The organism is Erwinia sp. HDF1-3R, from assembly GCF_039621855.1.
Lineage (GTDB): Bacteria > Pseudomonadota > Gammaproteobacteria > Enterobacterales > Enterobacteriaceae > Erwinia.
The window spans coordinates 2068560-2080953 of the sequence record NZ_CP155071.1 but is presented as its reverse complement, the minus strand read 5'-3'; the positions used below and the strand labels follow the sequence as shown (position 1 = coordinate 2080953).

The 12394-nt window shown below is 49.6% G+C and carries 7 protein-coding genes and 5 pseudogenes; 4 read left to right on the top strand and 8 right to left on the bottom strand.

Translation table 11 applies throughout. The annotated features are described in order from the left end of the window. Window positions 1-35: 35 nt before the first annotated feature. Window positions 36-1223, top strand: a pseudogene (locus AAGR22_RS09580) (integrase arm-type DNA-binding domain-containing protein). A gap of 100 nt (window positions 1224-1323) precedes the next feature. On the opposite strand, the pseudogene AAGR22_RS09575 reads toward AAGR22_RS09580, so the two are convergent. From AAGR22_RS09575 to AAGR22_RS09560, 4 genes and pseudogenes are all read right to left on the bottom strand, one after another. After that, window positions 1324-1548: pseudogene (locus AAGR22_RS09575) on the bottom strand (integrase core domain-containing protein); the annotation flags it as partial. Window positions 1549-1599: 51 nt separating this feature from the next. Continuing rightward, a pseudogene (locus AAGR22_RS09570) lies at window positions 1600-2205 on the bottom strand (NIL domain-containing protein); the annotation flags it as partial. Window positions 2206-2363: 158 nt separating this feature from the next. Next, complete coding sequence (locus tag AAGR22_RS09565; protein WP_345831368.1) at window positions 2364-2582, bottom strand: hypothetical protein; 219 nt, start codon at window positions 2580-2582, stop codon at window positions 2364-2366. Between the two features lie 106 nt (window positions 2583-2688). Next, window positions 2689-3509 (bottom strand): annotated as a pseudogene (locus AAGR22_RS09560) (MFS transporter); the annotation flags it as partial. Window positions 3510-3878: 369 nt separating this feature from the next. On the opposite strand from AAGR22_RS09560, the pseudogene AAGR22_RS09555 reads away from it, so the two are divergent. Both AAGR22_RS09555 and AAGR22_RS09550 read left to right on the top strand, forming a co-directional pair. Further along, window positions 3879-4329 (top strand): annotated as a pseudogene (locus AAGR22_RS09555) (integrase family protein). Between the two features lie 235 nt (window positions 4330-4564). Next, complete coding sequence (locus AAGR22_RS09550) at window positions 4565-5158, top strand: LuxR family transcriptional regulator (protein WP_345831367.1); 594 nt, start codon at window positions 4565-4567, stop codon at window positions 5156-5158. A gap of 40 nt (window positions 5159-5198) precedes the next feature. Here the strand turns inward: AAGR22_RS09550 and AAGR22_RS09545 are convergent, their stop codons facing one another. The 4 genes from AAGR22_RS09545 to AAGR22_RS09530 all read right to left on the bottom strand — a co-directional run bounded on the left by AAGR22_RS09545 (window position 5199) and on the right by AAGR22_RS09530 (window position 10660). Then, window positions 5199-6356 carry a CfaE/CblD family pilus tip adhesin gene (locus tag AAGR22_RS09545; protein WP_345831366.1) on the bottom strand — a complete coding sequence of 386 codons (1158 nt, stop codon included), beginning with the start codon at window positions 6354-6356 and terminating at the stop codon, window positions 5199-5201. A 9-nt stretch (window positions 6357-6365) separates the two neighbouring features. Continuing rightward, window positions 6366-9104: a TcfC E-set like domain-containing protein gene (locus AAGR22_RS09540; RefSeq protein ID WP_345831365.1), complete on the bottom strand. Its 2739-nt coding sequence runs from the start codon at window positions 9102-9104 to the stop codon at window positions 6366-6368. Window positions 9105-9180: 76 nt separating this feature from the next. After that, window positions 9181-9684 (bottom strand): CS1 type fimbrial major subunit, encoded by a 504-nt coding sequence (locus tag AAGR22_RS09535; RefSeq protein ID WP_067703360.1) that lies wholly within the window; start codon window positions 9682-9684, stop codon window positions 9181-9183. A gap of 178 nt (window positions 9685-9862) precedes the next feature. Further along, window positions 9863-10660 carry a fimbrial protein gene (locus AAGR22_RS09530; protein ID WP_345831364.1) on the bottom strand — a complete coding sequence of 266 codons (798 nt, stop codon included), beginning with the start codon at window positions 10658-10660 and terminating at the stop codon, window positions 9863-9865. A gap of 501 nt (window positions 10661-11161) precedes the next feature. Here AAGR22_RS09530 and AAGR22_RS09525 point away from each other — a divergent pair. Then, complete coding sequence (locus AAGR22_RS09525; protein ID WP_345831363.1) at window positions 11162-12016, top strand: hypothetical protein; 855 nt, start codon at window positions 11162-11164, stop codon at window positions 12014-12016. Window positions 12017-12394 lie beyond the last annotated feature (378 nt).

Below are 12394 nucleotides of genomic sequence, written 5' to 3'. Positions count from 1 at the left end.
TACAATAACGGTATAATAAATAAACAAGGCCCGTTATGCTCACCGATACGCAATGCCGCACTGCCAAGCCGAAAGAAAAACTCTATCGGCTCAATGATTTCAACGGTCTCTACCTCGAAGTAAAACCCAATGGCAAAAAGGCATGGCGCTATCGGTTTAAACTCAACGGTAAATCCAGCATGTTTGCGCTGGGTGAGTACCCGACGGTCAAACTTGCCGAAGCTCGCGGGAAGTGTGCGAGCAAGCGCGTAAGCAAGTCGCAGAGGGAGTTAGCCCGACACAGGCTCGTCAGTTAGATAAGATTCGCAAGATCAATGACTCATCTAACACCTTTGAGCTGATTGCTAAAGAGTGGTTGCAGATGAAAGACTGGGCCGAAATTACCAAAACGCGGCGACTTGATATGCTTGAGCGTGTGGTTTTTCCTGCAATCGGTAAGCTCCCAGTCAGAGAGATCACTCCACATCACATTCTTAAAATTCTTCAGGAAACGGCTAAACGTGGGGCACCGACAGTTGCCGCTGAAGCCCGTCGAACCATTTCATCGGTTTTCGAGTTGGCAGTAGCGACACTTAGAGCTGATAGCGATCCTGTATGGCCTGTCCGCAAGGCCCTTCCCGCCAATAAGACACAGCATAAACAGGCACTGAATCCTCAGCAAATCGGAAAGTTATTAAGCTGTTTTGACAATAGTCGTGGCTCGTACCAGGTTAATTATTGCATGTGGCTTATGTGGTGGACATTGGCGCGTCCTGCAGAAGCAACCGAAGCAGAATGGGCAGAATTCGATCTTGATAACGGCCTGTGGACCATTCCGGCAGCGCGAATGAAAGCCCGCAGAGAACACGTTATTCCCCTACCCTTCCAAGCAGTCAAAATGCTCAGAACACTACAGGGATTAACCGGGCATAGGCAGCACCTTTTCCCGGGCAGAGATAATCCGCTAGGTCCAATGACATCGCACTCTCTGCGCCAGCTACTTAAAATCCTCGGCTGGAGTGGGACATACAGCCCCCATGCCACCAGAACTACAGGGAGTACGCGTTTAAACGAAATGGGTTATCGAGCTGATGCAATCGAGGCTCAACTTGCACACGCTGACACTAACAATGTTCGTCGCACATGCAACTTCTATCGATGAGCGTAAAGTGATGATGCAGGAATGGGCTGATTTGCTTGATGGATGGGTAGGAAGCACACACAGCAATATTGATGTTTCGTAAACATAATGCATTGGTGGTTAAAACTGATTATTAACGATTATTTGTATTAGCTCAGACCTGATCTGACAGTTACCGGTTATTTATACAGGTATCTGTCAGATTACATCTGGCTTAAATTCTTCTCAGCCCAGATGCGTTTTCCATCAAGTAATGTTTCCATCGGCGTCCGGCCACAGCACATTTTCCCCTGATGGGTTCGCTCATTATTATAGTGAGCCAGCCATTCATCAAGATCCGATTGTAATGTATCGAGTTCGCCATAGAGTTTCTTGCGGAACACTACCTGATAAAATTCCTGCAATATCGTCCTGTGGAACCGTTCGCATCGTGCAGCGCACGCAGAAACTGCTCGCCGGTGACGGCGGTATCAAATAATTTAAACAGCGCTGCTTTTCACTCTTGCCTGGTGGAGATAGCGAATGGCCGCCTCGGTATCTGCCGTTTTGCAGCCAATCTGCACAATCATAAAACCCAGGATTGTGCTTTGTACTTCAGACATATTGGCAAACAGGATATTCACCTCAACCGGAAACTTGCGCATCAACTGACTGATGATCGGCTGCTGAGCCTTCTGGCCGATAAACTCCAGCCGCAGCGCGCGACTGTGGCCCTTCTGCCTAATCCGCGCCAGAGTTTGCCCCGGTAAGCGATCGTGTATCACCGATCGCACAAAGCTGCCGGTGACGACGTCCTGGGGCTGACCGAAAAGCGACAGCACGCTATCCTGCTCAACTATTCGCCCGTGCATCATCACGGCAACTTTTTGACAAATTTTCTGCACCACCGACATTTCGTGTGTCATTAGCACTATGGTGATGCCGTAGCGCTGATTAATCCCTTGTAATAACAGCAGAATTTGTACCGTCGCGTTCGGATCGAGTGCCGATGTCGCCTTGTCACACAGCAAAATTGACGGGTTTATCGCCAGCGCGCGGGCAATGCCGCCCCCCTGCTTCTGCCCACCCGACATCACATTGGGATAGACGAAATGCGGCGCAGCTTCAGTATCGGGCTGCGCCGAAGGAACATTAGCGATAGCGTTAAGGCCAGATTTGTCCGGGCGCAACATCTCACGCTTCCGTAATCAATTTTTCGCCTTTGGGCCAGCGGCGACGTTAGCGCATTAGCTAGCGCGGGGTTTTAGGAAATTCGTTTTACCACCGGATGTTTTTCGGTCGCCATTTCATGAAAAATATCGTCCAGCCACTGAGCTAAACCTTCTGTTTCCACATCCGCAGGGATCACATAGTCATGCAGGCGAGAACTTTTGTTTTCATTGAGATCAACCCGATACAGTTCCCACCCAGAACTCACCGCTTTCACACCCATCGGACGGCCAAAAACATTAAACATAAGCATGGTTAGATCCTCTATTTGAGACCCGGCTACGTTACCCGGCATCGTTTTTAACCTCAGGTCAGACAATGAAGAATTGGAGCGAGGTCAGGCTTTCTGCTTCGCACTTTTATTCCCGTATTGCTTGGCGCTGTTCCAGTCGCATTATCGATGGTACCAAGCTTGCGGCTACAGAGACCACGATTACTGCTATCGCGCAGTCCACCATCACGTGGGCGTTACCATAGCGCAGCGCCAAAGGGTCGGCGGCAAGCTCGCCCACCGGGATGGCGATAAAAGATCCCATCGCATCCCAGGCATAAACGCGCACGAGCTTATCGACAGGAATGTGGGTTTGCAGATGATGCGCCCAGATCACGCCAAACTGCCCAAACCCAATTCCGGCCAGGAAGAAAGCCGCCATCAGAGCCGGTGTAGCGGCCATTTTACTAAGTAAGAAAAAGGCGACGGCGCTAAGCGCCACCAGCATGACGCCCATCAACATGTCGCGGTTTGGACGCCAGCGAAGCGCCATAAAAGAACTAACAATCAGGCCCACGCTTTCCGCTGCGATGCTGATTCCCCAGCCGGTTCGTCCTACTGATGCATCCACCACGACAGGACCCAGCACCATCATCCCCCCGCTAAAAGCCGCATTCACAATGGTGAACTGGATGACAACCGTCCAGACCCAGCTGCGGGCGATAAACGCCTGCAAGCCCTCTCGCAGATCGTGCAGAAAATGGCTGCTCACTTCCCGCTGGCTTGCGCTTATTCGGATGCAGTAATAAAGAGGAGCGGAAATAGCGAATCCCAGCGCGTCGATAGCAAGTTCCCAGCCCGGCCCCACAGCACCAACCAATACGCCGCCCAGTGAAGCGCCTGTGATAGTACCGGCATAAACGCCAGCTGTATAAAAGCGTTAGCCTGCCTGAGTTTGGTCGCGGGAATGAATGTTGCGATAATAGGAGTCTAACCTACGAACTTCGCATTACGAAAGCGAGCCAACTCCAAAATGAGTACAAGCATGAGTACGTGAAATATAAAATTTTAAATAAATAAAAAATATCAATAAGATAAAATTTAAATCACGGTTCAACGTCTAAATAGCTTCTGTTGTCTTATGAGGTTTCACTGCACCTCATGCACATCAAAAAAAACCTTCAAAATCCACGCACATGCGTGGATTTTTCATTTCGTAAAGGCTCACCTCATTTCGTAATAACGCAGTCAAAAATAAGTACGTGGATGAGTACAACATTCTTCCACCTTGATTTTAAGTGAGCTCAATAACGGTATAATAAATAAACAAGGCCCGTTATGCTCACCGATACGCAATGCCGCACTGCCAGGCCGAAAGAAAAATTCTATCGGCTCAATGATTTCAACGGTCTCTACCTCGAAGTGAAACCCAATGGCAAAAAGGCCTGGCGCTATCGGTTTAAACTCAACGTTAAATCCGGCATGCTTGCGCTGGGTGAGTACCCGACGGTCAAACTTGCCGAAGCTCGCGGGAAGTGTGCGAGCAAGCGCGAATGTAAGTCGCGGATGGAGTTAAGCCGACGCAGGCTCGCCAGGTGTGCGTTTAAACGAAATGGGCTATCGACCTGATGCTATCGAAACTCAGCTTGCGCACGCCGATAGCAACAATGTTCGCCGCACCTATAACCATGCGACCTATCTTGATGAACGTAAAGTGATGATGCAGGATTGGGCTGATAAACTTGATGCATGGGTAAACAGTACTAGCAGCAGTGCTGATGTTTCGTAAACTATGATGTATTGATGTTTTATCATTGATTAATATATGTTTTTATAACTGCCCTTTTAAACTTACAATTCAACCTACAATATATGTTGACCTGCCCCCCGTATGTGATCCAGCCATAATCAGGAATAACCTGCTTGGAAGTAGCAGAAAAACTTAGCACCAAAAATGGACAGTTAACTTTCACCATGAAACCGATATTATTCGGAGAATAAGGAAAACCTCATCGGAAATTAAAATGGATGCTATTTATTTGGATCAGTCCTACTTTCACCAGCAGGGCCTGACTGCGTTGATCGGTGAATCACTGTTATGCTGTTGCAGCGATATTCGTGAAATAAAAAACAGGCTTAATGACCGAAAAAGTCAATCCATGTCGTCGCCGTTGATTATTTTTGATTTACCAGCCAATTTCCGCACTACGCTGACATACATCGATTATCTGACACGAATTAAAATCAATCGAAACGCAACGTTGATTTTCTTCTCCGACTTCGAGAGGAATATTTTTAACTATAGTGAATACGGCATCAAAGCCGACTTTTTTATCGATAAAAAATCCTCCACAGACATGATTATTAGTAAACTTGCGGAGATGCTGTTACTTCACAAAAACGGCCTGTCATTTCCCTCATCCGTGATGAGTAATGATTTAACAAAACGCGAATTCAGTTTCCTGTGTTCTTTATTCACCCAAGGTTCAATTGATGGGGTGGCGAAAATAACCGGTAAAAACAAAAAAACGCTCTACAGTTATCAGGCGAATGTGGTTAAAAAACTCAACCTCAAAAACAGCCTTCATCTGTATAAGCGTCTTATTCATAACTACTAAGCCAACAATTTTTTCAGTAGAAAATAAATCTTTCGGGGAATTATTGCGTGGTCGGGGTATAAATAATCCTCAGGGTACCGCGATATCGCCCGGCCGTTTTTGACGACAAAGTGAAAGACGGCGTAATCAACTCCATCGGTGCGGGAACGCACAGCACGGAATTGCGCTGTCCCGGTAATACGACGCGTCGTAATACGCCTTTATTGGTGCCGCTCCAGATGACCTCGGTGCCGTTTTGCACTGTCTGCCGCGCTTTGGTCAGCGGGTTAATCACCTCTATCGAATAATCCAGACGATCTTGCGCCAGATTTTTATTCCCACCAATGAGATATAACGAAAACAACCCGCTGGCTCTGGAGGGCGCGGCAGAACCTTCGTCCTGAAATATCAGGCTTACGCGGTTGCTGTCCGAATTATTGCCATCATAAAGACACATATCCAGCGAACGGCTGCCGCTTACGGTGGTGGTGGCACGTGCGCCGGGGAGGATTTTCAGCCCGAGATCCACATTCGCCGCCGCATTGCCAAACTCGGGCAGATAGATCTGCTGATTACCGTAATCCGTCACCTTAAACGTCATGCTGGCGATCCAGTCAGCCAGCTTGATCGCGTTGGTACAGCCCACGTTCACGTTCTGCGGATTCCCGGTACAGGTTACGGGCCATTGCATCAGCGACATTTTGAGCGTTCCGCTCCAGGTTCCGGCGGCGGGAAATTTACTCAGCTCCGACGAAGTTACATATGCTGAATAATCCGTACCGTCGCTCCTCGGCGTAACCTCGCCGCCAAAGGCATTCAGCGGAACCAGATTGGTTGCCACTACCACATTATTTAGCGATCTACGTTTGGTCATATAGACATTGAGCACCAGCGTCTGTTTAGTGGTGCTTTCGGTAAACAAGACCGGCACGGGATACGGCGCGGGGGACGCTTCCAGCCAGACCGGAAACGTCAGGCAGGCACCGTACTGATTGCTGGTTCCTGACTGACAAACCAGCGTGTTCCGCCCCCATTTTGGTGCATCGTTGGTGTCATAACCGCCGTTTTCGTTGGTCCAGATGGGCAACTGCGCCGGTACAGACATCCGGTCAAAGGACACGGCGATGCTGGTATTGCGTCCTGACGGCGTGAGCGAAGCCGCCTGCGCGCCAGCCATCAGGCATATCAGCGCCAGACAGGCGAGAAATCTACTTTTCATACAAAATCCCTATTGTTGTTCCTGCGAGGAAAACTCTGCCCGCGCAAGAGGACCTTCATCCGTCCGGCGGGTAGCGATCAGCATTTTTGCCTGCTGCTGAACGCCCTGCGGCACAGACGCGAGTTCGACCGTTTTACAATCGCTGTCGCCGACATAACGCACGACGTCATGCGTGCTTTTCACCTTCAGTTCGCAGCGGTAAATCTGCATGCCACGTGCCATATATAAATTTTCCATGCGGCGATCGGTTTCCGCCGTGAATCCGCCCTGCCCTAATCCCGACCAGCTGGCGACATTTAGCGGCGTAGCTCCTTCCAGCGGCGTTTGCTGATTGATCATCAGTCTGCCGAGATAGGTGTAGCGCGAGACGATATTCACCTTGCTGACCAGCATCCGTCCCGGCGCGATAAACAGCGTCCGGCGTCCGGCACCCTGCGTGATTTCACTGCGCATACCGGCGGTGGATTCGATGGAGTCATTAATGCTGATATTACTTTGCGTATACGCCGGCACGCTGAACAACGTTCGGCCGGTACCGTGCAGACTGGCGCTGCCCGCGCCGTCAACGGAGACATCCACGCGGGTATCCCTGCTGTCATCGGTGCTCTCGACGTTCAGCCCGACGGCAGCACCGGGCAGGCCGTTACCCCATTTCCCCCAGTACAGACCAGATTTTGCTACCGCCATTGAGGAGTTATAGCTGCCGCTACTGCTTAAACGCTGGCTTGACGCGCCCGAAGAGGCTGAACTGAACGCCAGACTGCCGCTGCCGTACTCGCCGCTGGTTTTGCCGTAGACCGAAGCATTCAGCGTATTGTCCTGATTCCCGTTGAGATTCACGCCGATCTCCTGCTGGTTCTGCGCATCGAAATACCAGTTTTGCGCGACGTTATAGCTAACCTGATCTTTACTGCTGCGGTCAGTCTGATAAGTCATGCCCACCGAGCTGTAGTTCGAGCGCGCATTAATCGTCGGCGTGCTGACCCTCGAGAGCGAAACGGAGAGAAATCCGCCATTATCGCGCTTCATGCCGGTGCTGTTGGTACGCGTAAAAAGGTTGGCGCTGGTATTGATATTGATGCCGCCGACGCTGTAACCGCGCCCCAGCCCGGCCTGCCAGGTGGCTGTCTGCGTTTTGTTATAGCTGCTGCGGCGTGTCCACACCGGCACCACGTCTTTATCATCGAGCTGCGCCGGGATCACGTTGCGGCCTTCATTTTTGCTGGCGCTGTAACCGGCGTTCACATACCAGCTTTTCACCGGCACGCTGAACATCAGGCTGCTGCTCTGATAGCAACCGCTAAAACCGTATTGGCCGCCGTTGTTGCTGTAACAATCCTGCGCATACAGCGCGCTCCGGTAAAAGCTGAGGGAAAAACCGTCGTTATAGGTGACCTGCTGAATGTTGCCGCGCGAGCCTTCGCTGCCCTTCAGGTAACTGAAGCGGGTGGTGAGAATGCCGTCGAGCAGCGGGTTATCAAATCCGTGACTCCAATCGAGTGCGCTTTCGATAAAATGGTGGCGATTGGTCGCGGCCACACCACCGGTGAGCGCGGCTTCACGGGTGAGCGGCACTTTGATCCCCGCCTGCATCACGCGGCGATCGGTACCGTTTTTTGATTCTGCACCGTTGCCCTGTACCTCGTGGTCAGGAATGGCACCGCCCTGCACAAACCATTCGATGTTCTGGCTGGTGGCATTGCCCGTACGGCTAAAAAGCACCTGCTCGGTGCGCGACAACTGGTTATCTTCGTAAACGCGCAACGTCACGGTGTAGCTGCCGTTAGGGAACGCGGTGGTATTGAGGTTCTGCGTCCCCTCATTCAGGTAAAAGGTGCCGAGCAACTGCCGATCGCGATAGGCATCAATGCGCGACGGGCGGGTGATAAACACCGTCACCGGCGTGCCCAGCGCGGTCTGTGAGTTGTTCATCCAGGCGAGCGTGGAACCAACACGCGCACCTTCGATGGTGCTGAGCGGCAACTGGCTTAGGGTAATATTTCCGCCTGCGTTGCTGAAAATATCCCGCGAGTCCATGCGCCCCGCCTGAACGTAATAGCGTTTGCCGACGTCACGGCGCAGGAAAACGTTGTTAAAATGCACATCCTGATGATTTTGCTGGCGATATTTCTGCGCCAGATAATCCCAGTCAATACCGGCATAACTATTTTCCGTCAGCCCGAGCGCGCCCGCGCCCTGCACGGATAACGTCTGGTCATCGTTGTTGGTAACGAAGTTAATATTCTGCTGATGGATAAACGCCGCTTCCGTTTCTGCCGTCTGTTCGAAGTATGGCGAGCTCTTGTCTGCGGCAAGCGGCACAAACTCAGGGCCGAGGAACAGCGCGACTTTGGCATTATTTTCATCATAGATAAGCGCAACGGAATCCGTTGCCAGATAGTCACACCCTGCCGCGCCGCCGTTACTGCTGCACGCCAGATTTCCATTACGTGCCATAGGCTTGCCGATCAGCCGGTCCAGTACCGCTTGCTGCTGAGAACTCTTTTGATAATGCGCCATCACTGCCTGCGCCACGTCTTCCGGTTTGAGGAAAGTGACAGTATCGAGGTTAACGGAAGCTTCAAAAAGTCCGAGCGATTGCCCGTAGACAGAAAGATTGAGCCACAGCGTCTGGCCGGTGACCAGCGATTCAAAACCAGGCGGAACCTGGGTGGCGGCACGGGCTGAAAGAAAGGGGGTCAGGGTAATGAAAGAGGCGATTATAACGATGCGGAAATTGACCTTCATTACAGCGTCCTGCTGAAAAAGAATAACAAGGGGGCAAACTGCCCCCCGAAATAATCGATCAGTCAACTCAGGCAAATCAGCTCGACGTCGTTGCCTGTGTGATTAACAGGCTGACCACGCCGGAATAGGTGCCGGTCGTCAGAGGCGCTACGGTTGCCGGGGAGATTTTCAATGGCAGAACGGAAGAACCGTTCTCAGTGCCCGCCGGAAACAGGGATGCGTAAGTCAGGGAAGTCGCCGTGGTGGTGATCGGTTTCAGATCTGCACCCAGCGTGACTTTCAACGGAACGGCGGTACCGGTTACGGTTTCGTTTAACTGGGCAGTGTTCACCAGCGCCACGTTGATATTGGCGGTAGAAGAATTCGACCAGATTTTGGTATCCAGTGAATAAGTAGATAAACCAAGGCCAGGAATATATTGCATATTAATGGTGCCCGGCAGTGCAGTACCATCTGCCTGAGTCATATCAACCGTCGAATCAACGTTGGCATTGACAGTAATATCTTTCTGCACCGCCTGTGCATTAAATGCAGCCGTTAACGCGGCAGCGATTAAAAGGGGTTTGATTAATTTTTGCATTTGTAGCTCCATGAAAATCCATGTGGTGGTCACAACGCTAAAGAGTTCGAGCTGCAGGAAGGTGACTTAATACAGCCAACTCACCTGCGGCTTGAAGAATGCCGCGCATCCATGACCGTTTTATTGATAATGAACTGCTTAATAACAAACAGGTTGTTATTCTTTTAGAATAAGTTGATTATTTCCCGAGAACGTATTCGTTCATACTTCTCGTTTTCTGATCAACATATTTAATTCTTATTTCCCGTGCAGCGTTTATTTCAGCTGGCGCCCATGATTTGAGCCGCAATGTCTCATCCGGATATACCGTGGCGTGTTCTTGTTTCCACCGGCAGCTGCCGCTGTTATTTTTTTGCAAGCAGAGAGCGACTTCACGGATCACCACTCGCACGGTGCCATTGTTTTTAACGTCGCTCGATGATAATGAAATGAGTGATAACACAGCGTGTTTCGGCGGAATATGAACCAGCACGCCCCAGACTAAATTGATGCCCACCTGGTTGCTGATTTTATTCTCCTTACCAGTGTTATCCTTCAATTCCTCCGGCGCACCGACGGCCTCGAAGTAAACACGCCAGGCAGTCTCTTTCTCCGGGGGTTTTAACGAAATAAGACGAATGATACGTTGCGAACCCGATGCCAGCGCGAATTTATCCGGGGTAGCAATTAGCGAGCGTGAAACCGCATCTTCTATCAATATTTCTTTTTCAGATTGTGTGGCAGGGTGATCAATTCGCTTAATGCTGACTTTAATAAACTGCGCCTCGCCGCTTTGCGACAAAGTCTGTACCTGCGCTGCGCCCTGGCTATTTAGCGTCACCTCCATGGGATAAACGCTCATATTTGCCAATGCAGCAGGCATGGATAAAAAAGTCATTACTATCAGTAAGAAACACCGTAGCGTGGCGCACTTCTTTTTACAAAAGAACGCAAAAGAATTGCCGTAACGCAGGGTCTGATGACGTGACTCTTCCATGATAAATCCTTATAAGATCCATTAAAAAAACGTGCCGGTAATTTCCCCTCCTGAGAGTACCCCTGTTAACCCGGACATCTGAGCTCACGGGTATAACCTGGCGATAAGAAAATTCTCACACAGCCTCTGATATGTCACTGTCCATTTTTGTGGTTAATTTTTTAAGAGAAAGGGCAGAAAGATCCATGCTGTAATAAAAATCGCCTAACTCAATGAAATAGTTAATTAAAATACACACAATAAAAGTAAGGGTATCGGGTTTTTAAACTATTTTAACCGGTAAGAATGAAATCAGGGTTTATGAGAAATAGACACTTTAGTGCTAGGATTATCCTGAGAAGGGCAATAAAGACCCTTATTAATTTTAACATAAATCGCTAAACACCCACTGTCGCCATATAGTGCAACTAACCATTTCTCAACGAATTTTAAATTAACACTAAAAAACAATGGCGATATTTTTCTATTTGTATTATGGAACCAGGCAAAGTAAGCATCAATATGAAGAGCAAACAAAAACTCACAGAATTAATTTCCCTCCGTGCAGAAGTAATTAAATATCATAAAGATATTGAGGCAGCCATACAGAAGCACTATAAACTTCTGTTTAGACTTTATCTGACTAAGCCTCTCTATTTTAAGGTTATTTTTAAAGCAAACCGTTTTATTATCGGTTCGGCCATCATGGCGTATTTTTTTACGACAGAAAAACCGACGCTTCGCCACGTAAAAGATTTTTGTAAAAAAACGGGGTTAATCAGTGACAATACGATCGATTCCTTTCTGCTCTTTATCCGGGTAGGTGGCCGTATGGACGTCAAAAAGGATCCCCAGGATAAACGAAAGTTAAACTATCAGGTGACGTCAAAAGCGCTTGATGAAACCCGTGCGTTAATTAATACCATGATGATCCCCTATGGGATGCTTTATCCTGATTTCGATGTATCCGGATGTCTGAAAATGGAAAATTTCACCGCTGCTTATTTCCAAAAATATGCCGAAATCACCCTCAGTCAGGTGTATATCTTCGATATGGTGCCGGATTGTAAGGCGTTCATTTTCAGAGATGCCGGGCATATGCTGCTGATGGATCTCTATATCGAGAGCATCAAACAGCAGACGGCGGTGATCAAATACAACTACCTGAAAGCCTCGCTCAAGTGTGGTGTGTCACGCTCGCACATCAGACGATGCCTGAAAGCCGCAGAGGTTGGCGGATTACTGACGCTCGATACAGAGAACAACACCATCATCCTGCACCTGACCTTCATGCAAATGGTGCTGAACTACTTTGCGGTTTACATGGCGATGGTCGAGCATGGATTGCGAGGTTTGCCCCAGAGTCAAACGATCTGAGTGGCAAATTTACTTCATTTCAGGCGCTTCGCGAAGTATGTCGCGGCCTTTTGGAGGATGCGTTCTGCAAGCTTAAGGGCTTCGTTGCGGAACTCAGGCGTATGTTGCATACGTGGCTTCTTACTGGTTGATGCTGGCTTTGTCATGTGAGCGACCTCTGGTTAAGAGTTTACTCACTTAGTCGCGTGTGCACTATTGGCGGGTAAGATGACATCAAAAAAAACCTATAAAATCCACGCGCATGCGTGGATCTTAGTAAGGTTTATTTCCCCCGAAGCGTCCCTCCCTTCGCCCCATCCACCCGCCTCTTCTCACCCACGCCGTTCCCATCCCACTTCCCGCCAAACACCAACTCCAGCCCTCCACAACCCCAGCCTT